This window comes from Citrobacter sp. RHB20-C16, from assembly GCF_013890155.1.
Taxonomy (GTDB): domain Bacteria; phylum Pseudomonadota; class Gammaproteobacteria; order Enterobacterales; family Enterobacteriaceae; genus Citrobacter_A; species Citrobacter_A amalonaticus.
Window position 1 is genome coordinate 442,794 of sequence record NZ_CP057630.1, and the last position, 21,995, is coordinate 464,788.

At 50.5% G+C, this 21,995-nt stretch carries 38 protein-coding genes; 35 read left to right on the forward strand and 3 right to left on the reverse strand.

Features of this window, described 5'->3' with window-relative positions; genetic code table 11:
* Positions 1-85 precede the first annotated feature (85 nt).
* The 4 genes from fusA to bfr all read left to right on the forward strand — a co-directional run bounded on the left by fusA (position 86) and on the right by bfr (position 4,379).
* On the forward strand, positions 86-2,200 hold the full coding sequence (fusA, locus tag HVX64_RS02055; RefSeq protein WP_042322790.1) for an elongation factor G: 2,115 nt from the start codon (positions 86-88) through the stop codon (positions 2,198-2,200).
* A gap of 70 nt (positions 2,201-2,270) precedes the next feature.
* Positions 2,271-3,455, forward strand: a complete 1,185-nt coding sequence (tuf, locus tag HVX64_RS02060) for an elongation factor Tu (RefSeq protein WP_003031109.1) — start codon at positions 2,271-2,273, stop codon at positions 3,453-3,455.
* Between the two features lie 180 nt (positions 3,456-3,635).
* Positions 3,636-3,830: a bacterioferritin-associated ferredoxin gene (gene bfd / locus HVX64_RS02065; protein WP_012135433.1), complete on the forward strand. Its 195-nt coding sequence runs from the start codon at positions 3,636-3,638 to the stop codon at positions 3,828-3,830.
* Between the two features lie 72 nt (positions 3,831-3,902).
* Positions 3,903-4,379, forward strand: a complete 477-nt coding sequence (gene bfr, locus HVX64_RS02070) for a bacterioferritin (protein WP_042998380.1) — start codon at positions 3,903-3,905, stop codon at positions 4,377-4,379.
* Here bfr and HVX64_RS02075 read toward each other — a convergent pair.
* On the reverse strand, positions 4,363-4,845 hold the full coding sequence (locus tag HVX64_RS02075) for an A24 family peptidase (RefSeq protein ID WP_042998379.1): 483 nt from the start codon (positions 4,843-4,845) through the stop codon (positions 4,363-4,365). The two genes, bfr and HVX64_RS02075, sit on opposite strands and share 17 nt — an antisense overlap.
* Positions 4,846-5,223: 378 nt before the next feature.
* Between HVX64_RS02075 and rpsJ the strand changes: the two genes are divergently transcribed.
* The 31 genes from rpsJ (at position 5,224) to arfA (ending at position 20,064) form a co-directional block, all read left to right on the forward strand.
* The gene (gene rpsJ / locus HVX64_RS02080; RefSeq protein ID WP_001181005.1) at positions 5,224-5,535 is read left to right on the forward strand and encodes a 30S ribosomal protein S10; all 312 of its coding nucleotides are present in this window, start codon (positions 5,224-5,226) and stop codon (positions 5,533-5,535) included.
* 32 nt (positions 5,536-5,567) lie between these two features.
* A complete protein-coding gene (gene rplC, locus HVX64_RS02085; RefSeq protein WP_042998378.1) occupies positions 5,568-6,197 on the forward strand; it encodes a 50S ribosomal protein L3 in 630 nt (209 codons plus the stop codon).
* Between the two features lie 10 nt (positions 6,198-6,207).
* A complete protein-coding gene (rplD, locus tag HVX64_RS02090) occupies positions 6,208-6,813 on the forward strand; it encodes a 50S ribosomal protein L4 (RefSeq protein WP_000424395.1) in 606 nt (201 codons plus the stop codon).
* Positions 6,810-7,112 carry a 50S ribosomal protein L23 gene (rplW, locus tag HVX64_RS02095; protein WP_000617546.1) on the forward strand — a complete coding sequence of 101 codons (303 nt, stop codon included), beginning with the start codon at positions 6,810-6,812 and terminating at the stop codon, positions 7,110-7,112. Before rplD ends, rplW begins: the two co-directional genes overlap by 4 nt.
* A 17-nt stretch (positions 7,113-7,129) precedes the next feature.
* Positions 7,130-7,951, forward strand: a complete 822-nt coding sequence (gene rplB, locus HVX64_RS02100) for a 50S ribosomal protein L2 (protein ID WP_000301864.1) — start codon at positions 7,130-7,132, stop codon at positions 7,949-7,951.
* Positions 7,952-7,967: 16 nt separating this feature from the next.
* On the forward strand, positions 7,968-8,246 hold the full coding sequence (gene rpsS / locus HVX64_RS02105; protein ID WP_001138117.1) for a 30S ribosomal protein S19: 279 nt from the start codon (positions 7,968-7,970) through the stop codon (positions 8,244-8,246).
* A gap of 14 nt (positions 8,247-8,260) precedes the next feature.
* Positions 8,261-8,593, forward strand: a complete 333-nt coding sequence (rplV, locus tag HVX64_RS02110) for a 50S ribosomal protein L22 (protein ID WP_000447529.1) — start codon at positions 8,261-8,263, stop codon at positions 8,591-8,593.
* 17 nt (positions 8,594-8,610) lie between these two features.
* A complete protein-coding gene (rpsC, locus tag HVX64_RS02115; RefSeq protein ID WP_000529945.1) occupies positions 8,611-9,312 on the forward strand; it encodes a 30S ribosomal protein S3 in 702 nt (233 codons plus the stop codon).
* Positions 9,313-9,324: 12 nt separating this feature from the next.
* Entirely contained in the window at positions 9,325-9,735 is a 411-nt protein-coding gene (rplP, locus tag HVX64_RS02120; protein WP_000941208.1) for a 50S ribosomal protein L16, read from the forward strand.
* On the forward strand, positions 9,735-9,926 hold the full coding sequence (gene rpmC, locus HVX64_RS02125; RefSeq protein WP_000644742.1) for a 50S ribosomal protein L29: 192 nt from the start codon (positions 9,735-9,737) through the stop codon (positions 9,924-9,926). Before rplP ends, rpmC begins: the two co-directional genes overlap by 1 nt.
* Positions 9,926-10,180 carry a 30S ribosomal protein S17 gene (gene rpsQ, locus HVX64_RS02130; protein WP_002438707.1) on the forward strand — a complete coding sequence of 85 codons (255 nt, stop codon included), beginning with the start codon at positions 9,926-9,928 and terminating at the stop codon, positions 10,178-10,180. Before rpmC ends, rpsQ begins: the two co-directional genes overlap by 1 nt.
* Before the next feature lie 162 nt (positions 10,181-10,342).
* Positions 10,343-10,714 (forward strand): 50S ribosomal protein L14, encoded by a 372-nt coding sequence (rplN, locus tag HVX64_RS02135; RefSeq protein WP_000613954.1) that lies wholly within the window; start codon positions 10,343-10,345, stop codon positions 10,712-10,714.
* 10 nt (positions 10,715-10,724) lie between these two features.
* Positions 10,725-11,039: a 50S ribosomal protein L24 gene (gene rplX, locus HVX64_RS02140; protein WP_015962742.1), complete on the forward strand. Its 315-nt coding sequence runs from the start codon at positions 10,725-10,727 to the stop codon at positions 11,037-11,039.
* Between the two features lie 14 nt (positions 11,040-11,053).
* Entirely contained in the window at positions 11,054-11,593 is a 540-nt protein-coding gene (rplE, locus tag HVX64_RS02145) for a 50S ribosomal protein L5 (RefSeq protein WP_001096206.1), read from the forward strand.
* 14 nt (positions 11,594-11,607) lie between these two features.
* Entirely contained in the window at positions 11,608-11,913 is a 306-nt protein-coding gene (gene rpsN, locus HVX64_RS02150) for a 30S ribosomal protein S14 (RefSeq protein WP_001118929.1), read from the forward strand.
* A gap of 33 nt (positions 11,914-11,946) precedes the next feature.
* The gene (gene rpsH / locus HVX64_RS02155) at positions 11,947-12,339 is read left to right on the forward strand and encodes a 30S ribosomal protein S8 (protein ID WP_000062611.1); all 393 of its coding nucleotides are present in this window, start codon (positions 11,947-11,949) and stop codon (positions 12,337-12,339) included.
* 12 nt (positions 12,340-12,351) lie between these two features.
* Positions 12,352-12,885 carry a 50S ribosomal protein L6 gene (rplF, locus tag HVX64_RS02160; protein ID WP_012135817.1) on the forward strand — a complete coding sequence of 178 codons (534 nt, stop codon included), beginning with the start codon at positions 12,352-12,354 and terminating at the stop codon, positions 12,883-12,885.
* Positions 12,886-12,894: 9 nt separating this feature from the next.
* Complete coding sequence (rplR, locus tag HVX64_RS02165; protein WP_000358956.1) at positions 12,895-13,248, forward strand: 50S ribosomal protein L18; 354 nt, start codon at positions 12,895-12,897, stop codon at positions 13,246-13,248.
* Positions 13,249-13,262: 14 nt separating this feature from the next.
* The gene (rpsE, locus tag HVX64_RS02170; RefSeq protein ID WP_000940121.1) at positions 13,263-13,766 is read left to right on the forward strand and encodes a 30S ribosomal protein S5; all 504 of its coding nucleotides are present in this window, start codon (positions 13,263-13,265) and stop codon (positions 13,764-13,766) included.
* A 3-nt stretch (positions 13,767-13,769) separates the two neighbouring features.
* The gene (gene rpmD, locus HVX64_RS02175) at positions 13,770-13,949 is read left to right on the forward strand and encodes a 50S ribosomal protein L30 (RefSeq protein ID WP_001140434.1); all 180 of its coding nucleotides are present in this window, start codon (positions 13,770-13,772) and stop codon (positions 13,947-13,949) included.
* A gap of 3 nt (positions 13,950-13,952) precedes the next feature.
* Positions 13,953-14,387: a 50S ribosomal protein L15 gene (rplO, locus tag HVX64_RS02180; RefSeq protein ID WP_001238917.1), complete on the forward strand. Its 435-nt coding sequence runs from the start codon at positions 13,953-13,955 to the stop codon at positions 14,385-14,387.
* 7 nt (positions 14,388-14,394) lie between these two features.
* Positions 14,395-15,726 (forward strand): preprotein translocase subunit SecY, encoded by a 1,332-nt coding sequence (gene secY, locus HVX64_RS02185; RefSeq protein ID WP_001118864.1) that lies wholly within the window; start codon positions 14,395-14,397, stop codon positions 15,724-15,726.
* Positions 15,727-15,757: 31 nt separating this feature from the next.
* Positions 15,758-15,874 (forward strand): 50S ribosomal protein L36, encoded by a 117-nt coding sequence (gene rpmJ / locus HVX64_RS02190; RefSeq protein ID WP_000868187.1) that lies wholly within the window; start codon positions 15,758-15,760, stop codon positions 15,872-15,874.
* Positions 15,875-16,020: 146 nt separating this feature from the next.
* On the forward strand, positions 16,021-16,377 hold the full coding sequence (gene rpsM, locus HVX64_RS02195; protein WP_012908431.1) for a 30S ribosomal protein S13: 357 nt from the start codon (positions 16,021-16,023) through the stop codon (positions 16,375-16,377).
* Between the two features lie 16 nt (positions 16,378-16,393).
* Entirely contained in the window at positions 16,394-16,783 is a 390-nt protein-coding gene (gene rpsK / locus HVX64_RS02200; RefSeq protein WP_001029684.1) for a 30S ribosomal protein S11, read from the forward strand.
* Positions 16,784-16,816: 33 nt separating this feature from the next.
* Positions 16,817-17,437, forward strand: coding sequence for a 30S ribosomal protein S4 (rpsD, locus tag HVX64_RS02205; RefSeq protein WP_000135226.1), 621 nt, complete (start codon positions 16,817-16,819; stop codon positions 17,435-17,437).
* 25 nt (positions 17,438-17,462) lie between these two features.
* On the forward strand, positions 17,463-18,452 hold the full coding sequence (rpoA, locus tag HVX64_RS02210; protein ID WP_001162094.1) for a DNA-directed RNA polymerase subunit alpha: 990 nt from the start codon (positions 17,463-17,465) through the stop codon (positions 18,450-18,452).
* Between the two features lie 40 nt (positions 18,453-18,492).
* Positions 18,493-18,879 (forward strand): 50S ribosomal protein L17, encoded by a 387-nt coding sequence (gene rplQ / locus HVX64_RS02215; protein WP_001216372.1) that lies wholly within the window; start codon positions 18,493-18,495, stop codon positions 18,877-18,879.
* Between the two features lie 106 nt (positions 18,880-18,985).
* Positions 18,986-19,354 (forward strand): DUF1992 domain-containing protein, encoded by a 369-nt coding sequence (locus HVX64_RS02220; protein WP_044257547.1) that lies wholly within the window; start codon positions 18,986-18,988, stop codon positions 19,352-19,354.
* Between the two features lie 10 nt (positions 19,355-19,364).
* Positions 19,365-19,790, forward strand: coding sequence for a Zn(2+)-responsive transcriptional regulator (gene zntR, locus HVX64_RS02225; protein ID WP_044257546.1), 426 nt, complete (start codon positions 19,365-19,367; stop codon positions 19,788-19,790).
* A gap of 55 nt (positions 19,791-19,845) precedes the next feature.
* On the forward strand, positions 19,846-20,064 hold the full coding sequence (gene arfA, locus HVX64_RS02230; RefSeq protein WP_042998373.1) for an alternative ribosome-rescue factor ArfA: 219 nt from the start codon (positions 19,846-19,848) through the stop codon (positions 20,062-20,064).
* Here arfA and mscL read toward each other — a convergent pair.
* Complete coding sequence (mscL, locus tag HVX64_RS02235) at positions 20,061-20,471, reverse strand: large-conductance mechanosensitive channel protein MscL (RefSeq protein ID WP_042326268.1); 411 nt, start codon at positions 20,469-20,471, stop codon at positions 20,061-20,063. The genes arfA and mscL overlap by 4 nt on opposite strands.
* A gap of 141 nt (positions 20,472-20,612) precedes the next feature.
* Positions 20,613-21,989 (reverse strand): Trk system potassium transporter TrkA, encoded by a 1,377-nt coding sequence (gene trkA / locus HVX64_RS02240; protein WP_042998372.1) that lies wholly within the window; start codon positions 21,987-21,989, stop codon positions 20,613-20,615.
* Positions 21,990-21,995: the final 6 nt, after the last annotated feature.

Sequence of the window (21,995 nt, forward strand, 5' to 3'; positions counted from 1 at the left end):
TTTTAGTCACCAGGCGGGCGCTTCCAGTAAGCAGCCCGCTTTGGGCTACTTAAATTGAACGCCTAAAAGATAAACGAGGAATCAAATGGCTCGTACAACACCCATCGCACGCTACCGTAACATCGGTATCAGTGCGCACATCGACGCCGGTAAAACCACTACTACCGAACGTATTCTGTTCTACACCGGTGTAAACCATAAAATCGGTGAAGTTCATGACGGCGCAGCCACCATGGACTGGATGGAGCAGGAGCAGGAACGTGGTATTACTATCACTTCCGCAGCGACTACTGCATTCTGGTCTGGTATGGCTAAGCAGTATGAACCGCATCGCGTAAACATCATCGACACCCCGGGGCACGTTGACTTCACTATCGAAGTAGAACGTTCCATGCGTGTTCTTGATGGTGCGGTAATGGTTTACTGCGCAGTTGGTGGTGTTCAGCCGCAGTCTGAAACCGTATGGCGTCAGGCAAACAAATATAAAGTTCCACGCATTGCGTTCGTTAACAAAATGGACCGTATGGGTGCGAACTTCCTGAAAGTTGTTGGTCAGATCAAAACCCGTCTGGGCGCGAACCCTGTTCCGCTGCAGCTGGCGATTGGCGCTGAAGAAGCGTTCACCGGTGTTGTTGACCTGGTGAAAATGAAAGCCATCAACTGGAACGAAGCAGATGCAGGCGTTACCTTCACTTACGAAGATATCCCGGCTGACATGCAGGAACTGGCTGAAGAATGGCACCAGAACCTGATCGAGTCCGCAGCGGAAGCTTCTGAAGAGCTGATGGAGAAATACCTGGGTGGTGAAGAACTGACTGAAGAAGAGATCAAAAAAGCTCTGCGTCAGCGCGTTCTGAACAACGAAATCATCCTGGTAACCTGTGGTTCTGCATTTAAGAACAAGGGTGTTCAGGCGATGCTGGATGCGGTAATTGATTACCTGCCATCCCCGGTTGACGTACCTGCGATCAACGGTATCCTGGACGACGGTAAAGACACGCCTGCTGAGCGTCACGCAAGCGACGAAGAGCCTTTCTCTGCACTGGCATTCAAAATCGCTACTGACCCGTTCGTGGGTAACCTGACCTTCTTCCGTGTGTACTCCGGTGTGGTTAACTCTGGTGATACCGTACTGAACTCCGTGAAAGCTGCACGTGAGCGTTTTGGTCGTATCGTTCAGATGCACGCTAACAAACGTGAAGAGATCAAAGAAGTTCGCGCGGGCGACATCGCTGCTGCGATCGGTCTGAAAGACGTAACCACTGGTGACACCCTGTGTGACCCGGATGCGCCGATCATTCTGGAGCGTATGGAATTCCCTGAGCCGGTAATCTCCATCGCCGTAGAACCGAAAACCAAAGCTGACCAGGAAAAAATGGGTCTGGCTCTGGGCCGTCTGGCTAAAGAAGACCCGTCATTCCGCGTATGGACTGACGAAGAATCTAACCAGACCATTATCGCCGGTATGGGTGAACTGCACCTCGACATCATCGTTGACCGTATGAAGCGTGAATTCAACGTTGAAGCGAACGTCGGTAAACCTCAGGTTGCTTACCGCGAAGCGATTCGTGCGAAAGTTACCGATATCGAAGGTAAACACGCCAAGCAGTCTGGTGGTCGCGGTCAGTATGGTCATGTTGTTATCGACATGTACCCGCTGGAGCCGGGTTCTAACCCGAAAGGCTACGAGTTCATCAACGACATTAAAGGTGGTGTAATCCCTGGCGAATACATCCCTGCCGTTGATAAAGGTATCCAGGAGCAGCTGAAAGCCGGTCCGCTGGCAGGTTACCCGGTTGTTGATATGGGTGTTCGTCTGCACTTCGGTTCTTACCATGACGTTGACTCCTCTGAACTGGCGTTTAAACTGGCTGCGTCTATTGCCTTTAAAGAAGGCTTTAAGAAAGCTAAACCAGTTCTGCTTGAGCCAATCATGAAGGTTGAGGTAGAAACGCCGGAAGAAAACACCGGTGATGTTATCGGTGACTTGAGCCGTCGTCGCGGTATGCTGCGCGGTCAGGAATCCGAAGTCACTGGCGTTAAGATCCACGCTGAAGTTCCGCTGTCTGAAATGTTCGGATATGCAACTCAGCTGCGTTCTCTGACCAAAGGTCGCGCATCATACACTATGGAATTCCTGAAGTATGATGATGCACCGAACAACGTTGCTCAGGCCGTAATCGAAGCCCGTGGTAAATAATCCACAGGATTAAAACCTAAGTCCCGTGCTCTCTCCACAAGGGGAGAGCGCTATAGTAAGGAATATAGCCGTGTCTAAAGAAAAATTTGAACGTACAAAACCGCACGTTAACGTCGGCACCATCGGCCACGTTGACCACGGTAAAACTACCCTGACTGCTGCAATCACTACCGTACTGGCTAAAACCTACGGCGGTGCTGCTCGTGCATTCGACCAGATCGATAACGCGCCGGAAGAAAAAGCTCGTGGTATCACCATCAACACTTCTCACGTTGAATATGACACCCCGACTCGCCACTACGCACACGTAGACTGCCCGGGCCACGCCGACTATGTTAAAAACATGATCACCGGTGCTGCGCAGATGGACGGCGCGATCCTGGTTGTTGCTGCGACTGACGGCCCGATGCCGCAGACTCGTGAGCACATCCTGCTGGGTCGTCAGGTAGGCGTTCCGTACATCATCGTGTTCCTGAACAAATGCGACATGGTTGATGACGAAGAGCTGCTGGAACTGGTAGAAATGGAAGTTCGTGAACTTCTGTCTCAGTACGATTTCCCGGGCGACGACACCCCGATCGTTCGTGGTTCTGCTCTGAAAGCGCTGGAAGGCGAAGCAGAGTGGGAAGCGAAAATCATCGAACTGGCTGGCTTCCTGGATTCTTACATCCCGGAACCAGAGCGTGCGATTGACAAGCCGTTCCTGCTGCCGATCGAAGACGTATTCTCCATCTCCGGTCGTGGTACCGTTGTTACCGGTCGTGTAGAACGCGGTATCATCAAAGTGGGCGAAGAAGTTGAAATCGTTGGTATCAAAGAGACTGCCAAGTCTACCTGTACTGGCGTTGAAATGTTCCGCAAACTGCTGGACGAAGGCCGTGCGGGTGAGAACGTTGGTGTTCTGCTGCGTGGTATCAAACGTGAAGAAATCGAACGTGGTCAGGTACTGGCTAAGCCGGGTTCCATCAAGCCGCACACCAAATTCGAATCTGAAGTGTACATCCTGTCCAAAGACGAAGGCGGCCGTCATACTCCGTTCTTCAAAGGCTACCGTCCACAGTTCTACTTCCGTACGACTGACGTGACTGGTACCATCGAACTGCCGGAAGGCGTTGAGATGGTAATGCCGGGCGACAACATCAAAATGGTTGTTACCCTGATCCACCCGATCGCGATGGACGATGGTCTGCGTTTCGCAATCCGTGAAGGCGGCCGTACTGTAGGTGCGGGCGTTGTTGCTAAAGTAATGAGCTAATAATTACTCATTAGTTCTGCACTTAAAAAGGGCGCTTCGGCGCCCTTTTTGCTGCCATTATTTGTCTTGTCACATTTCTTCGCAATTTTAACTCCGCTCCCGTTACGTAGAGATAATTGTGCTATTGTAATTATAACTATTCTCATTTACACTTTGCGCAGAAATTGAACGGGAGCGATCATGTACGTTTGTTTGTGTAATGGTGTAAGTGATAAAAAAATTCGCCAGGCGGTACGTCAGTTTCATCCTCAATCCTTCCAGCAGTTACGCAAGTTTATTCCTGTGGGAAATCAATGCGGTAAATGCGTTCGTGCGGCACGCGAAGTCATGCAGGATGAATTAATGCAAATGCCAGAATTTAAAGAGATCGCCTGAGTCACACTCTTTTTTTTGACATCCCTGTAGCCCCATCTATGCTCTGGAGAGTGGAAGCGGAGGGACTATAAAATGAAAGGTGATGTTAAAATCATAAATTATCTCAATAAACTATTGGGAAATGAGCTTGTCGCGATCAACCAGTATTTTCTCCATGCACGTATGTTCAAAAATTGGGGCCTGACTCGCCTCAATGAGATCGAGTACCATGAATCCATCGATGAAATGAAACACGCGGATAAATATATTGAGCGTATTTTGTTTCTGGAAGGGATCCCGAACCTACAGGATCTCGGCAAATTGGGGATTGGCGAAGATGTCGAAGAGATGCTGCAGTCCGATCTTCGGTTAGAGCTCGAAGGGGCGAAAAACTTACGTGAAGCTATCGCCTATGCCGATACCGTTCATGATTATGTCAGCCGGGATATGATGATCGAAATCCTTGCGGATGAAGAAGGACATATCGACTGGCTGGAGACAGAACTGGATCTCATCTCGAAAATTGGCCTGCAAAATTATCTGCAGTCGCAAATCAAAGTGACCAGCTAATCGCCCCTGAGGTGAGACGACAATATCCGGTGATGAAACCCGCAGCTGCCAGAAATGGCCCAAAAGGCAGCGGGTTTTTTAATGCCGACTTTCCATGCACTATCCCCACAACCACGATACCGAAACACCCCAGTAGCGCCGCCCAAAAGACTAATGAAGGCAAAAACATCCACCCATGCCAGGCACCTAGTGCGGCAAGGAATTTCACATCACCATAGCCGAGTCCTTCTCGCTTACGAAGCAGCCAATAACTCCAGTAGATAAAGGCAAAGCTGGCGTAACCCGCGACGGCGCCCCATACGGCATCGGCAAGTTGTGTCGGGATGATGCACAGGTGAAAGATGAATCCACCCCACAGCAACGGGCAGGTAAACCGGTCCGGCAGTCGTCTGCTGCGCATATCGCAGAAACTCAGAGTTAAAGACAATGCGGTATACAGCAGCAGAAAGGGTAGGGCAGCAGACATCGTGTCATCCTCCATCAACCATGGCGTTACTTTAAAGAAGGTTGATAAGGGAGCAAGGCGCTATTATGGGTATTGCGGGATGCTTTCCAGTAAATCCGCTGCGTTTCTTTCACAACATACAATCCCGGAACCCTGTTCGCATTACGCGCGAAGTGTTTAATATCTACGCGACACTTGCTTCAGACTGATATTTGCGTATAATGCGCGGGCTTGTCTTAATTGACGGCAGGTTCGATCTGAACCTCGGATAGCCGATTTGGCTGTCTAACAATGCTCCCAATCGGGGAGCTACGTAAGAACGGTTACACTCTCCCATCAATCGTAATGGGTCTGAGGAGTAATCATTTTCGTTTATAAAATAATTGGAGCTCTGGTCTCATGCAGAACCAAAGAATCCGTATCCGCCTTAAAGCGTTTGATCATCGTCTGATCGATCAATCAACCGCGGAAATCGTCGAGACTGCTAAGCGCACTGGTGCGCAAGTCCGTGGTCCGATCCCGCTGCCGACCCGCAAAGAGCGTTTCACCGTTCTGATCTCTCCGCACGTCAACAAAGACGCGCGTGATCAGTACGAGATTCGTACTCACAAGCGTCTGGTTGACATCGTTGAGCCAACTGAAAAAACCGTTGATGCTCTGATGCGTCTGGACCTGGCTGCCGGTGTAGACGTGCAGATCAGCCTGGGTTAATCAGGTCATCGAGCGATTGAGAGGTTGATACAATGATTGGTTTAGTCGGTAAAAAAGTGGGTATGACCCGCATCTTCACTGAAGATGGCGTATCTATCCCAGTAACCGTAATCGAAGTTGAAGCAAACCGCGTTACTCAGGTTAAAGATCTGGCTAGCGATGGCTATCGTGCTATTCAGGTTACCACGGGTGCTAAAAAAGCTAACCGTGTAACCAAGCCGGAAGCTGGTCACTTTGCTAAAGCTGGCGTAGAAGCTGGCCGCGGCCTGTGGGAGTTCCGTCTGGCAGATGGTGAAGAATTCACTGTTGGTCAGAGCATTAGCGTTGAACTGTTTGCTGACGTTAAAAAAGTTGACGTAACCGGTACCTCTAAAGGTAAAGGTTTCGCAGGTACCGTTAAGCGCTGGAACTTCCGTACCCAGGACGCGACTCACGGTAACTCCTTGTCTCACCGCGTTCCGGGTTCTATCGGTCAGAACCAGACTCCGGGCAAAGTGTTCAAAGGCAAGAAAATGGCAGGCCAGATGGGTAACGAGCGTGTAACCGTTCAGAGCCTTGACGTAGTACGCGTTGACGCTGAGCGCAACCTGCTGCTGGTTAAAGGTGGTGTTCCGGGTGCGACCGGTTGCGACCTGATCGTTAAACCAGCTGTGAAGGCGTAAGGGGATAGCAATGGAATTAGTATTGAAAGACGCGCAGAGCGCGCTGACTGTTTCCGAAACTACCTTCGGTCGTGATTTCAACGAAGCGCTGGTTCACCAGGTTGTTGTTGCTTATGCAGCTGGTGCTCGTCAGGGTACTCGTGCTCAGAAGACTCGTGCTGAAGTAACTGGTTCAGGCAAAAAACCGTGGCGCCAGAAAGGTACCGGCCGTGCGCGTTCAGGTTCTATCAAGAGCCCGATCTGGCGTTCCGGTGGCGTAACCTTCGCTGCTCGTCCGCAGGACCACAGTCAAAAAGTAAACAAAAAGATGTACCGCGGCGCGCTGAAAAGCATTCTGTCCGAACTGGTACGTCAGGATCGTCTGATCGTTGTCGAGAAGTTCTCTGTAGAAGCGCCTAAAACTAAGCTGCTGGCACAGAAACTGAAAGACATGGCTCTGGAAGATGTGCTGATCATCACCGGTGAGCTGGACGAAAACCTGTTCCTGGCTGCGCGCAACCTGCACAAGGTTGACGTACGCGATGCAACTGGTATCGACCCGGTTAGCCTGATCGCCTTCGACAAAGTCGTAATGACTGCTGATGCTGTTAAGCAAGTTGAGGAGATGCTGGCATGATTCGTGAAGAACGTCTGCTGAAGGTGCTGCGTGCACCGCACGTTTCTGAAAAAGCGTCTACTGCGATGGAAAAAACTAACACCATCGTTCTCAAAGTTGCTAAAGACGCGACCAAAGCAGAGATCAAAGCTGCTGTGCAGAAACTGTTTGAAGTCGAAGTCGAAGTCGTTAACACCCTGGTTGTTAAAGGGAAAGTTAAACGTCACGGACAGCGTATCGGTCGTCGTAGCGACTGGAAAAAAGCTTACGTCACCCTGAAGGAAGGCCAGAATCTGGACTTCGTTGGCGGCGCTGAGTAAGTCGGAGGAGTAATACAATGGCAGTTGTTAAATGTAAACCGACATCTCCGGGTCGTCGCCACGTAGTTAAAGTGGTTAACCCTGAGCTGCACAAGGGCAAACCTTTTGCTCCGTTGCTGGAAAAAAACAGCAAATCCGGTGGTCGTAACAACAATGGCCGTATCACCACCCGTCATATCGGTGGTGGCCACAAGCAGGCATACCGTATTGTTGACTTCAAACGCAACAAAGATGGTATTCCGGCAGTTGTTGAACGTCTTGAGTACGATCCGAACCGTTCCGCGAACATCGCGCTGGTTCTGTACAAAGACGGTGAGCGCCGTTACATCCTGGCCCCTAAAGGCCTGAAAGCGGGCGACCAGATCCAATCTGGCGTTGATGCTGCAATCAAACCAGGCAACACCCTGCCGATGCGCAATATCCCGGTTGGTTCTACCGTTCATAACGTAGAAATGAAACCAGGTAAAGGCGGTCAGCTGGCACGTTCCGCTGGTACTTACGTTCAGATCGTTGCTCGTGATGGTGCTTATGTCACCCTGCGTCTGCGTTCTGGTGAAATGCGTAAAGTCGAAGCAGACTGCCGTGCAACTCTGGGCGAAGTTGGCAATGCTGAGCATATGCTGCGCGTTCTGGGTAAAGCAGGTGCTGCACGCTGGCGTGGTGTTCGTCCGACCGTTCGCGGTACCGCGATGAACCCAGTCGACCACCCACATGGTGGTGGTGAAGGTCGTAACTTTGGTAAGCACCCGGTAACTCCGTGGGGCGTTCAGACCAAAGGTAAGAAGACCCGCAGCAACAAGCGTACTGATAAATTCATCGTACGTCGCCGTAGCAAATAATTTTAGAGGATAAGCCATGCCACGTTCTCTCAAGAAAGGTCCTTTTATTGACCTGCACTTGCTGAAGAAGGTAGAGAAAGCGGTGGAAAGCGGAGACAAGAAGCCCCTGCGCACTTGGTCCCGTCGTTCAACGATCTTTCCTAACATGATCGGTTTGACCATCGCTGTCCATAATGGTCGTCAGCACGTTCCAGTATTTGTAACCGATGAAATGGTCGGTCACAAACTGGGTGAATTCGCACCGACTCGTACTTATCGCGGCCATGCTGCTGATAAAAAAGCGAAGAAGAAATAAGGTAGGAGGAAGAGATGGAAACTATCGCTAAACATCGCCATGCTCGTTCTTCTGCTCAGAAGGTTCGCCTTGTTGCTGACCTGATTCGCGGTAAGAAAGTGTCGCAGGCTCTGGATATTCTGACCTACACCAACAAGAAAGCGGCTGTACTGGTCAAGAAGGTACTGGAATCTGCCATTGCTAACGCTGAACACAACGATGGCGCTGACATTGACGATCTGAAAGTTACGAAAATTTTCGTAGACGAAGGCCCGAGCATGAAGCGCATTATGCCGCGTGCAAAAGGTCGTGCAGATCGCATCCTGAAGCGCACCAGCCACATCACTGTGGTTGTGTCCGATCGCTGAGACTCTGGAGACTAGCAATGGGTCAGAAAGTACATCCTAATGGTATTCGCCTGGGTATTGTAAAACCATGGAACTCAACCTGGTTTGCGAACACCAAAGAATTCGCTGACAACCTGGACAGCGATTTTAAAGTACGTCAGTACCTGACTAAGGAACTGGCTAAAGCGTCCGTATCTCGTATCGTTATCGAGCGTCCGGCTAAGAGCATCCGTGTGACTATTCACACTGCTCGCCCGGGTATCGTTATCGGTAAGAAAGGTGAAGACGTAGAAAAACTGCGTAAGGTCGTAGCGGATATCGCTGGCGTTCCTGCACAGATCAATATCGCCGAAGTTCGTAAACCTGAACTGGACGCAAAACTGGTTGCTGACAGCATCACTTCTCAGCTGGAACGTCGTGTTATGTTCCGTCGTGCGATGAAGCGTGCTGTACAGAACGCAATGCGTCTGGGCGCTAAAGGGATCAAAGTTGAAGTTAGCGGCCGTCTGGGCGGCGCGGAAATCGCACGTACCGAATGGTACCGCGAAGGTCGCGTACCGCTGCACACTCTGCGTGCTGACATCGACTACAACACCTCTGAAGCGCACACCACTTACGGTGTAATCGGCGTTAAGGTATGGATCTTCAAAGGCGAGATCCTGGGTGGTATGGCTGCTGTTGAACAACCGGAAAAACCGGCTGCTCAACCTAAAAAGCAGCAGCGTAAAGGCCGTAAATAAGGAGCGTCGCTGATGTTACAACCAAAGCGTACAAAATTCCGTAAAATGCACAAAGGCCGTAACCGCGGTCTGGCTGCTGGCGCGGATGTTAGCTTCGGCAGCTTCGGTCTGAAAGCTGTTGGCCGTGGTCGTCTGACTGCCCGTCAGATCGAAGCAGCACGTCGTGCTATGACCCGTGCAGTTAAGCGTCAAGGTAAGATCTGGATCCGTGTATTCCCGGACAAACCGATCACTGAAAAGCCGCTGGCAGTGCGTATGGGTAAAGGTAAAGGTAACGTGGAGTATTGGGTTGCCTTGATTCAGCCGGGTAAAGTCCTGTATGAAATGGACGGCGTACCGGAAGAGCTGGCCCGTGAAGCATTCAAGCTGGCAGCAGCGAAACTGCCGATTAAAACCACCTTTGTAACTAAGACGGTGATGTAATGAAAGCAAAAGAGCTGCGTGAGAAGAGTGTTGAAGAGCTGAACACCGAGCTGCTGAACCTGCTGCGTGAGCAGTTCAACCTGCGTATGCAGGCTGCAAGTGGCCAGCTGCAACAGTCTCACCTGTTGAAGCAAGTGCGTCGTGATGTCGCACGCGTTAAGACTTTACTGACTGAGAAGGCGGGTGCGTAATGACCGATAAAATCCGTACTCTGCAAGGTCGCGTTGTTAGCGACAAAATGGAGAAATCCATTGTTGTTGCTATCGAACGTTTTGTGAAACACCCGATCTACGGTAAATTCATTAAGCGTACGACCAAACTGCACGTACATGACGAGAACAACGAATGCGGTATCGGCGACAAGGTTGAAATCCGTGAATGCCGTCCGCTGTCCAAGACTAAGTCCTGGACGCTGGTTCGCGTTGTAGAGAAAGCGGTTCTGTAATACAGTACGCGTTCTCAACGAATAAACGGCTCAGCGATGGGCCGTTTATTTTTTCTACCCATATCCTGAGAGCGGTGTTATAATGCCGCGCCCTCGATATGGGGCTTTTTTAACGACCTGATTTCGGGTCTCAGTAGTAGTTGACATTAGCGGAGCACTAAAATGATCCAAGAACAGACTATGCTGAACGTCGCCGACAACTCCGGTGCACGTCGCGTAATGTGTATCAAGGTTCTGGGTGGCTCGCACCGTCGCTACGCAGGCGTAGGCGACATCATCAAGATCACCATCAAAGAAGCAATTCCGCGTGGTAAGGTCAAAAAAGGTGATGTGCTGAAGGCGGTAGTGGTGCGCACCAAGAAGGGTGTTCGTCGCCCGGACGGTTCTGTCATTCGCTTCGATGGTAATGCATGCGTTATTTTAAACAATAACAGCGAGCAGCCTATCGGTACGCGTATTTTTGGGCCGGTAACTCGTGAACTTCGCAACGAGAAGTTCATGAAAATTATCTCTCTGGCACCAGAAGTACTCTAAGGAGCGAATCATGGCAGCGAAAATCCGTCGTGATGACGAAGTTATCGTGTTAACCGGTAAAGATAAAGGTAAACGCGGTAAAGTTAAGAATGTCCTGTCTTCCGGCAAGGTCATCGTTGAAGGTATCAACCTGGTTAAGAAACACCAGAAGCCGGTTCCGGCTCTGAACCAACCAGGCGGCATTGTAGAGAAAGAAGCAGCTATTCAGATCTCTAACATTGCAATCTTCAATGCGGCAACCGGCAAGGCTGACCGTGTAGGCTTTAGATTCGAAGACGGCAAAAAAGTCCGTTTCTTCAAGTCTAACAGCGAAACTATCAAGTAATTTGGAGTAGTACGATGGCGAAACTGCATGATTACTACAAAGACGAAGTAGTTAATAAACTCATGACTGAGTTTAACTACAATTCTGTCATGCAAGTCCCTCGGGTCGAGAAGATCACCCTGAACATGGGTGTTGGTGAAGCGATCGCTGACAAGAAACTGCTGGATAATGCAGCAGCTGATCTGACAGCAATCTCCGGTCAAAAGCCGTTGATCACCAAAGCACGCAAATCTGTTGCAGGCTTCAAAATCCGTCAGGGCTATCCGATCGGCTGTAAAGTAACTCTGCGTGGCGAACGCATGTGGGAGTTCTTTGAGCGCCTGATCACTATTGCTGTACCGCGTATCCGTGACTTCCGTGGCTTGTCCGCTAAGTCATTCGACGGTCGTGGTAACTACAGCATGGGTGTCCGTGAGCAGATCATCTTCCCAGAAATCGACTACGATAAAGTCGACCGCGTTCGTGGTTTGGATATTACCATTACCACTACTGCGAAATCTGACGAAGAAGGCCGTGCTCTGCTGGCTGCCTTTGACTTCCCGTTCCGCAAGTAAGGTAGGGTTACTGAATGGCTAAGCAATCAATGAAAGCACGCGAAGTAAAACGCGTAGCTTTAGCTGATAAATACTTCGCGAAACGCGCTGAACTGAAAGCGATCATCTCTGATGTGAACGCTTCCGACGAAGATCGTTGGAACGCTGTTCTTAAGCTGCAGTCTCTGCCGCGTGATTCCAGCCCGTCTCGTCAGCGTAACCGCTGCCGTCAAACAGGTCGTCCACATGGTTATGTGGGCAAGTTCGGGTTGAGCCGTATCAAGCTACGTGAAGCCGCTATGCGCGGTGAAGTACCAGGCTTGAAAAAGGCTAGCTGGTAATTGTCACCAATTGAATCACGGGAGTAAAGACAGATGAGCATGCAAGATCCGATCGCGGATATGCTGACCCGTATCCGTAACGGTCAGGCCGCGAACAAAGCTGCGGTCACCATGCCTTCCTCCAAGCTGAAAGTGGCAATTGCCAACGTGCTGAAGGAAGAAGGTTTTATTGAAGATTTTAAAGTTGAAGGCGACACCAAGCCGGAACTGGAACTGACTCTTAAGTATTTCCAGGGTAAAGCTGTTGTAGAAAGCATTCAGCGTGTCAGTCGCCCAGGTCTGCGCATCTATAAACGTAAAGATGAGCTGCCGAAAGTTATGGCGGGTCTGGGTATCGCGGTTGTTTCTACCTCTAAAGGTGTTATGACTGATCGTGCAGCGCGCCAGGCTGGTCTTGGTGGCGAAATTATCTGCTACGTAGCCTAATCGGAGGAAAAAATGTCTCGTGTTGCTAAAGCACCGGTCGTTGTTCCTGCCGGCGTTGATGTAAAAATCAACGGTCAGGTTATTACGATCAAAGGTAAAAACGGCGAGCTGACTCGTACTCTCAACGATGCTGTTGAAGTTAAACATGCAGATAATGCACTGACCTTCGGTCCGCGTGATGGTTACGTAGACGGTTGGGCTCAGGCTGGTACCGCGCGTGCCCTGCTGAACTCAATGGTTATCGGTGTTACCGAAGGCTTCACTAAGAAGCTGCAGCTGGTTGGTGTAGGTTATCGTGCAGCGGTTAAAGGGAACGTAGTAAACCTGTCATTAGGTTTCTCACACCCGGTTGACCATCAGCTGCCGGCAGGGATTACTGCAGAATGTCCGACTCAAACTGAAATCGTGCTGAAAGGCGCTGATAAGCAGGTGATCGGCCAGGTTGCAGCAGATCTGCGTGCCTACCGTCGTCCTGAGCCTTACAAAGGCAAGGGTGTTCGTTACGCCGACGAAGTCGTGCGTACCAAAGAGGCTAAGAAGAAGTAAGGTAACACTATGGATAAGAAATCTGCTCGTATCCGTCGTGCGACCCGCGCACGCCGCAAGCTCAAAGAGCTGGGCGCAACTCGCCTGGTGGTACATCGTACCCCGCGTCATATTTACGCACAGGTAATTGCACCGAACGGTTCTGAAGTTCTGGTAGCTGCTTCTACTGTAGAAAAAGCTATCGCTGAACAACTGAAGTACACCGGTAACAAAGACGCGGCTGCAGCTGTGGGTAAAGCTGTCGCTGAACGCGCTCTGGAAAAAGGCATCAAAGATGTGTCCTTTGACCGTTCCGGGTTCCAATATCATGGTCGTGTCCAGGCACTGGCAGATGCTGCCCGTGAAGCTGGCCTTCAGTTCTAAGGTAGAGGTGTAAGATGGCTCACATCGAAAAACAAGCTGGCGAACTGCAGGAAAAGCTGATCGCGGTAAACCGCGTATCTAAAACCGTAAAAGGTGGTCGTATTTTCTCCTTCACAGCTCTGACTGTAGTAGGCGATGGTAACGGTCGCGTTGGTTTTGGTTACGGTAAAGCGCGTGAAGTTCCAGCAGCGATCCAGAAAGCGATGGAAAAAGCCCGTCGCAATATGATTAACGTCGCGCTGAACAACGGCACCCTGCAACACCCGGTTAAAGGTGTTCACACGGGTTCTCGTGTATTCATGCAGCCAGCTTCCGAAGGTACCGGTATTATCGCCGGTGGTGCAATGCGCGCCGTTCTGGAAGTTGCTGGAGTTCATAACGTTCTGGCTAAAGCATATGGTTCCACCAACCCGATCAACGTGGTTCGTGCAACTATTGATGGCCTGGAAAATATGAATTCTCCAGAAATGGTCGCTGCCAAGCGTGGTAAATCCGTTGAAGAAATTCTGGGGAAATAAACCATGGCAAAGACTATTAAAATTACTCAAACCCGCAGTGCAATCGGTCGTCTGCCGAAACACAAGGCAACGCTGCTTGGCCTGGGTCTGCGTCGTATTGGTCACACCGTAGAGCGCGAGGATACTCCTGCTGTTCGTGGTATGGTCAACGCGGTTTCCTTCATGGTTAAAGTTGAGGAGTAAGAGATGCGTTTAAATACTCTGTCTCCGGCCGAAGGCTCCAAAAAGGCGGGTAAACGCCTGGGTCGTGGTATCGGTTCTGGCCTCGGTAAAACCGGTGGTCGTGGTCACAAAGGTCAGAAGTCTCGTTCTGGCGGTGGCGTACGTCGCGGTTTCGAGGGTGGTCAGATGCCTCTGTACCGTCGTCTGCCGAAATTCGGCTTCACTTCTCGCAAAGCAGCGATTACAGCCGAAGTCCGTCTGTCTGACCTGGCGAAAGTGGAAGGCGGTGTTGTAGACCTGAACACGCTGAAAGCGGCTAACATTATCGGTATCCAGATCGAGTTCGCGAAAGTGATCCTGGCTGGTGAAGTCACTACTCCGGTAACTGTTCGTGGTCTGCGTGTTACTAAAGGCGCTCGTGCTGCTATCGAAGCTGCTGGCGGTAAAATCGAGGAATAAGTAGCAGATGGCTAAACAACCGGGATTAGATTTTCAAAGTGCCAAAGGTGGCTTAGGCGAGCTGAAACGCAGACTGCTGTTTGTTATCGGTGCGCTTATCGTGTTCCGTATTGGCTCTTTCATTCCGATCCCTGGTATTGATGCCGCTGTACTTGCCAAACTGCTTGAGCAACAGCGAGGCACCATCATTGAAATGTTTAACATGTTCTCTGGTGGTGCTCTCAGCCGTGCTTCTATCTTTGCCTTGGGTATTATGCCGTATATTTCGGCATCAATTATTATCCAGCTGCTGACGGTGGTTCACCCAACGCTGGCAGAAATCAAGAAAGAAGGGGAGTCTGGTCGTCGTAAGATCAGCCAGTACACCCGCTACGGTACTCTGGTGTTGGCCATATTCCAGTCGATCGGTATTGCTACCGGTCTGCCGAATATGCCTGGTATGCAAGGTCTGGTGATGAATCCAGGCTTTGCATTCTACTTCACCGCTGTTGTCAGTCTGGTCACAGGGACGATGTTCCTGATGTGGTTGGGCGAACAGATTACTGAACGTGGTATCGGTAACGGTATCTCGATCATTATCTTCGCCGGTATTGTCGCGGGCCTCCCGCCAGCCATTGCCCATACTATCGAGCAAGCGCGTCAAGGCGACCTGCACTTCCTCGTGTTGCTGTTGGTTGCAGTATTAGTATTTGCAGTGACGTTCTTTGTTGTATTTGTTGAGCGTGGTCAACGCCGCATTGTGGTAAACTACGCTAAACGTCAGCAAGGTCGTCGTGTCTATGCTGCACAGAGCACACATTTACCGCTGAAAGTGAATATGGCGGGGGTAATCCCGGCAATCTTCGCTTCCAGTATTATTCTGTTCCCGGCAACCATCGCGTCATGGTTCGGGGGCGGTACTGGTTGGAACTGGCTGACAACAATTTCGCTGTATTTGCAGCCTGGGCAACCGCTTTATGTGTTACTCTATGCGTCTGCAATCATCTTCTTCTGTTTCTTCTACACGGCGTTGGTCTTCAACCCGCGTGAAACAGCAGATAACCTGAAGAAGTCCGGTGCATTTGTACCAGGAATTCGTCCGGGAGAGCAAACGGCGAAGTATATCGATAAAGTAATGACCCGCCTGACTTTGGTCGGTGCGCTCTACATTACCTTTATCTGCCTGATCCCGGAGTTCATGCGTGATGCAATGAAAGTACCGTTCTACTTCGGTGGGACCTCACTGCTTATCGTTGTTGTCGTGATTATGGACTTTATGGCTCAAGTGCAAACTCTGATGATGTCTAGTCAGTACGAGTCTGCATTGAAGAAGGCGAACCTGAAAGGCTACGGCCGATAATTGGTCGCCCGAGAAGTTACGGAGAGTAAAAATGAAAGTTCGTGCTTCCGTCAAGAAATTATGCCGTAACTGCAAAATCGTTAAGCGTGATGGTGTCATCCGTGTGATTTGCAGTGCCGAGCCGAAGCATAAACAGCGCCAAGGCTGATTTATTCGCATATTTTTCTTGCAAAGTTGGGTTGAGCTGGCTAGATTAGCCAGCCAATCTTTTGTATGTCTGTACGTTTCCATTTGAGTATCCTGAAAACGGGCTTTTCAGCATGGTGCGTACATATTAAATAGTAGGAGTGCATAGTGGCCCGTATAGCAGGCATTAACATTCCTGATCAAAAACATGCTGTGATCGCGTTAACGTCGATCTACGGCATCGGTAAGACCCGTTCTAAAGCCATCCTGGCTGCAGCGGGTATCGCTGAAAATGTTAAGATCAGTGAGCTGTCTGAAGGACAAATCGACACGCTGCGTGACGAAGTTGCCAAATTTGTCGTTGAAGGTGATCTGCGCCGTGAAATCAGCATGAGCATCAAGCGCCTGATGGATCTTGGTTGCTATCGCGGTTTGCGTCATCGTCGTGGTCTGCCAGTGCGCGGTCAGCGTACTAAGACCAACGCACGTACCCGTAAGGGTCCGCGCAAACCGATCAAGAAATAATCGGGGTGATTGAATAATGGCAAAGGCACCAATTCGTGCACGTAAACGTGTAAGAAAACAAGTCTCTGACGGCGTGGCTCATATCCATGCTTCTTTCAACAACACCATCGTGACTATCACTGATCGTCAGGGTAACGCGCTGGGTTGGGCAACAGCCGGTGGTTCCGGTTTCCGTGGTTCTCGCAAATCTACTCCGTTCGCAGCTCAGGTTGCAGCAGAGCGTTGCGCTGACGCCGTAAAAGAATACGGCATCAAGAATCTGGAAGTTATGGTTAAAGGTCCGGGTCCAGGCCGCGAATCTACTATTCGTGCTCTGAACGCCGCTGGTTTCCGCATCACTAATATTACTGATGTGACTCCGATCCCTCATAACGGTTGTCGTCCGCCGAAAAAACGTCGCGTATAACGCTTCGTTTTCCAGGTTAGTTGGAGATAGAAAATGGCAAGATATTTGGGTCCTAAGCTCAAGCTGAGCCGTCGTGAGGGCACCGACTTATTCCTTAAGTCTGGCGTTCGCGCGATCGATACCAAGTGTAAAATTGAACAAGCTCCTGGCCAGCACGGTGCGCGTAAACCGCGTCTGTCTGACTATGGTGTGCAGTTGCGTGAAAAGCAAAAAGTTCGCCGTATCTACGGTGTGCTGGAGCGTCAGTTCCGTAACTACTACAAAGAAGCAGCACGTCTGAAAGGCAACACCGGTGAAAACCTGTTGGCTCTGCTGGAAGGTCGTCTGGACAACGTTGTATACCGTATGGGCTTCGGCGCCACTCGTGCAGAAGCACGTCAGCTGGTTAGCCATAAAGCGATTATGGTAAACGGTCGTGTTGTTAACATCGCTTCTTATCAGGTTAGTCCGAATGACGTTGTTAGCATTCGTGAGAAAGCGAAGAAGCAGTCTCGCGTGAAAGCCGCTCTGGAGCTGGCTGAGCAGCGTGAAAAGCCAACCTGGCTGGAAGTTGATGCTGGCAAGATGGAAGGTACGTACAAGCGTAAGCCTGAGCGTTCTGATCTGTCTGCGGACATTAACGAACACCTGATCGTCGAGCTTTACTCCAAGTAAAGCTTAGTACCAAAGAGAGGACACAATGCAGGGTTCTGTGACAGAGTTTCTAAAACCGCGCCTGGTAGATATCGAGCAAGTGAGTTCGACGCACGCCAAGGTGACCCTTGAGCCTTTAGAGCGTGGCTTCGGCCATACTCTGGGTAACGCACTGCGCCGTATTCTGCTCTCATCGATGCCGGGTTGCGCGGTGACCGAGGTTGAGATTGATGGTGTACTACATGAGTACAGCACCAAAGAAGGCGTTCAGGAAGATATCCTGGAAATCCTGCTCAACCTGAAAGGGCTGGCGGTGAGAGTTCAGGGTAAAGATGAAGTTATTCTTACCTTGAATAAATCTGGCATTGGCCCTGTGACTGCAGCCGACATTACCCATGACGGGGATGTCGAAATCGTCAAGCCGCAGCACGTGATCTGCCACCTGACCGATGAGAACGCGTCTATTAGCATGCGTATCAAAGTTCAGCGCGGTCGTGGTTATGTGCCGGCTTCTACCCGAATTCATTCGGAAGAAGATGAGCGCCCAATCGGCCGTCTGCTGGTCGACGCATGCTACAGCCCTGTAGAGCGTATTGCCTACAATGTTGAAGCAGCGCGTGTAGAACAGCGTACCGACCTGGACAAGCTGGTCATCGAAATGGAAACCAACGGCACAATCGATCCTGAAGAGGCGATTCGTCGTGCGGCGACCATTCTGGCAGAACAACTGGAAGCTTTCGTTGATTTACGTGATGTACGTCAGCCGGAAGTGAAAGAAGAGAAACCAGAATTCGATCCGATCCTGCTGCGCCCTGTTGACGATCTGGAATTGACTGTCCGCTCTGCTAACTGCCTTAAAGCAGAAGCTATCCACTATATCGGTGATCTGGTACAGCGTACTGAGGTTGAGCTTCTTAAGACGCCTAACCTTGGTAAAAAATCTCTTACTGAGATTAAAGACGTGCTGGCTTCCCGTGGACTGTCTCTGGGCATGCGCCTGGAAAACTGGCCACCGGCAAGCATCGCTGACGAGTAACCGGATCACAGGTTAAGGTTTTACTGAGAAGGATAAGGTCATGCGCCATCGTAAGAGTGGTCGTCAACTGAACCGCAACAGCAGCCATCGCCAGGCTATGTTCCGCAACATGGCAGGTTCACTGGTTCGTCATGAAATCATCAAGACGACCCTGCCTAAAGCGAAAGAGCTGCGTCGCGTAGTTGAGCCGCTGATTACTCTTGCCAAGACTGATAGCGTAGCTAATCGTCGTCTGGCATTCGCCCGCACTCGTGATAACGAGATCGTGGCAAAACTGTTTAACGAGCTGGGCCCGCGTTTCGCGAGCCGCGCCGGTGGTTACACTCGCATTCTGAAGTGTGGCTTCCGTGCAGGCGACAATGCGCCGATGGCATACATCGAGCTGGTTGATCGCTCTGAGTCGAAAGCAGAAGCTGCTGCAGAGTAATCTGTAGTAACGTAAAAAAACCCGCCTCGGCGGGTTTTTTTATATCCGCAGCACCCCCACTTATCTACAATATCTGTACTCTTTTTGTTCATCCCCTGGAGTCATTATGTGGTTACTGGACCAGTGGGCAGAGCGTCATATCATCGATGCACAAAGAAATGGTGAGTTTGAAGATCTTCGCGGCGCTGGCCAACCGTTGGTGCTGGATGATGATTCACATGTGCCTGATGAGCTACGTGCCGGTTATCGCTTACTGAAGAATGCAGGCTGTCTCCCACCCGAACTGGAGCAGCGGAAAGAAGCCATCCAGTTGTTGGATCTGCTGAAAGGCCTGCGGCAGGATGATCCGCAGTATCAGGAAGTGAGTCGGCGTTTGTCACTGCTGGAACTGAAGCTGCGGCAGTCCGGTCTGAGCACGGAATTTTTACGCGGTGAGTATGCTGATAAGTTGCTGCATAAAATTAACGATAATTAATGGAGTGGACATGTATCGCATTGGTGAGTTAGCAAAGCTGGCGGAAGTGACCCCTGATACGATCCGCTACTATGAAAAGCAGCAGATGATGGAGCATGAGGTGCGCACAGAAGGCGGTTTCCGGTTATATACGGAAAAGGATCTTCAACGGCTTAAATTCATCCGCTATGCCCGACAGCTTGGCTTTACCCTTGAGTCGATCCGTGAATTGTTATCGATCCGCATCGATCCTGAACATCATACCTGTCAGGAATCCAAAGGGATCGTGCAGGACAGGCTGAAAGAAGTTGAAGCTCGTATTGCCGAACTGCAAAGCATGCAGCGTTCATTGCAGCGTTTGAACGATGCCTGCTGTGGCACTGCGCATAGCAGTGTGTACTGCTCAATCCTGGAAGCTCTTGAACAAGGAGCCAGTGGAGTGGCGTCGGGCTGTTGATTTATCAGACAGGTGGGACTACACTCCCGCCGTTAAACTACAAACTGGAGTTATTATGAGTCGTTATCAGCATACGAAAGGGCAGATAAAGGACAATGCCATTGAGGCATTATTACATGACCCGCTATTCAGACAGCGTGTTGAAAAGAATAAGAAAGGGAAAGGGAGTTATTTACGTAAAGGCAAACACGGTAACCGGGGTAACTGGGAGGCCAGTGGCAAGAAAGTGAATCACTTTTTTACCACTGGCCTTCTGCTTTCTGCGGTCTGTTAAGAACGATTATTCTGTTCTTTCAGCAGGTCGCGGATCTCAGTAAGCAAGACTTCTTCTTTCGTCGGTGCAGGTGCAGCCGCCGGCTCTTCTTTCTTACGATTGAGTTTGTTAATGAGCTTAATTGCCATGAAAATAGCAAAGGCGACAATCACAAAGTCGAAGATATTCTGAATAAACACGCCATAATGCATCACAACGGCCGGGATATCTCCCTGCGCATCACGCAATGTGACGGCAAACTGTTTAAAATCGATCCCACCAATTAACAAACCCAGCGGCGGCATAATGATATCGGCAACCAGTGACGATACAATTTTACCGAACGCCGCACCGATAATGACACCCACTGCCAAATCGACAACATTCCCGCGCATCGCGAATTCGCGAAACTCTTTAATAATGCTCATTATATTCTCCCTATGCAGCTGACGTTAATAAGTTTAACAAATGTTAAGGCATTTGCCATTTAAGTATTGAGATTAAGATTATGAATTAAGCCTTGATAAATCAGGGGATTAAAAAGGGTGCAAACAATGCACCCTTCAATGTTAAAGGAAGAAAGGACTTGGCTGGAATAAGCGTTCGACGTCGGTAATAAACTTTTTATCCGTCAGGAACATAATGACGTGATCGCCTTGTTCGATGCGTAAGTTGTCATTAGCAATCATCACATCGTTACCACGCACGACAGCACCAATAATCGTGCCTGGCGGCAGTTTGATTTCGTCGATGACTCGGCCGACAACGCGTGAGGTGCTTTCATCGCCGTGAGCGACAGCTTCAATCGCTTCTGCGACGCCACGGCGTAATGAAGAGACGCCAACAATGTCCGCTTTTCGCACATGGCTAAGGAGAGCCGAGATGGTTGCTTGCTGGGGAGAGATCGCGATATCGATCACGCTACCCTGAACAAGATCGACATAAGCGCGGCGTTGAATCAACACCATCACCTTTTTCGCCCCCATGCGCTTAGCCAACATCGCTGACATGATGTTAGCTTCATCGTCGTTGGTAACGGCAATAAACAGATCGACCTGATCGATATGCTCTTCGGCCAGCAATTCTTGATCAGAGGCGTCGCCAAAAAAGACGATCGTATTCTGAAGTTTTTCGGCCAGCTCGGCAGCGCGCTGTTGATCGCGTTCGATCAATTTCACGCTGTAATCTTTTTCCAGACGATGCGCCAGACCTGCCCCGATGTTACCGCCGCCAACCAGCATGATGCGTTTGTAAGGCTTTTCGAGGCGTTGCAGTTCGCTCATCACCGCACGAATGTGCTGGGAAGCGGCAATAAAGAAGACTTCGTCGCCCGCTTCGACAATGGTGGAGCCCTGTGGGCGGATCGGTCTGTCGTGACGGAAAATCGCCGCAACGCGGGTATCGATATGCGGCATATGCTCCCGCATCGTTGAGAGCGCATTCCCGATCAGTGGGCCACCGTAATAGGCTTTTACGACGGCAAGGCTCACTTTGCCTTCTGCGAAATTGACGACCTGTAATGCGCCTGGATATTCGATCAGGCGGTAAATGCTGTCGATGACCAGTTGTTCGGGCGCGATCAGGTGATCGATAGGTACGGCTTCTGAGTGGAACAGCTTGTCCGCATCACGGACATAATCGGGAGAGCGGATACGGGCGATTCGGTTCGGCGTATTAAACAGCGAATAAGCCACCTGGCAGGCAACCATGTTCGTTTCATCAGAACTGGTCACGGCAACCAGCATATCCGCATCATCCGCCCCGGCTTCACGCAGCACGCGTGGGTGCGAGCCGTGTCCCTGAACGACACGCAGATCGAACTTATCCTGCAGGCTGCGCAGGCGTTCACCGTTGGTATCCACTACGGTAATGTCGTTGTTCTCGCCGACCAGGTTCTCTGCCAGCGTTCCACCCACCTGTCCTGCGCCCAGAATGATTATTTTCATCAGTCG